Raw genomic sequence first — 700 nt, 5'->3', positions numbered from 1 at the left:
AATCCACGCTCCGTTCGCTGCCGCTCCTCGGTCGCGGCAAGGTCCGCGACAACTACGCGGTCGGCACCGACAAGCTGCTGATCGTCACCACCGACCGTCTGTCGGCGTTCGACGTCATCATGGGCGAGCCGATTCCCAACAAGGGGCGGGTGCTGAACCAGATGGCCAATTTCTGGTTCGACAAGCTCTCGCACATCGTCCCGAACCACCTGACGGGCGACGCCCCGGAATCGGTGGTGGCGGCCGACGAGGTCGAGCAGGTGGCCGGCCGCGGCGTGGTGGTCAAGCGCCTGGAGCCGATCCTGGTCGAGGAGGTGGTGAGCGGCTACCTGGCCGGCAGCGGCTGGAAGGACTACCAGGCGAGCGGCGCGGTGTGCGGCGTGGAGCTGCCGGCGGGCCTGCAGAATGCGCAGAAGCTGCCCGAGCCGATCTTCACGCCGGCCGCCAAGGCCGAGATGGGCCACCACGACGAGAACATCAGCTACGAGGAATGCGAGCGCCGCATCGGCACCGAGCTGACCGCCACCATCCGCGACATCTCGATTCGCCTGTACAAGGAAGCGGCCGACTACGCCGCCACGCGCGGCATCATCATCGCCGACACCAAGTTCGAGTTCGGCCTCGACGAGCACGGCAAGCTCTACCTGATGGACGAGGCGCTGACCGCCGATTCCTCGCGCTTCTGGCCGGCCGACGAATA

The 700-nt window shown here is 67.0% G+C and carries 1 protein-coding gene; it reads left to right on the top strand.

The window, feature by feature from the left end; all coding sequences use genetic code 11:
- The coding region (locus FQ755_RS02320; RefSeq protein WP_144150604.1) for a phosphoribosylaminoimidazolesuccinocarboxamide synthase at positions 1 to 700 on the top strand (700 nt) is incomplete at both ends.

It is taken from the genome of Paraburkholderia sp. BCC1885, assembly GCF_900996235.1.
Classification (GTDB): Bacteria; Pseudomonadota; Gammaproteobacteria; order Burkholderiales; family Burkholderiaceae; genus Paraburkholderia.
The sequence above is the reverse complement of the archived record's forward strand: the minus strand, read 5'-3'. Positions and strand labels throughout refer to the sequence as shown.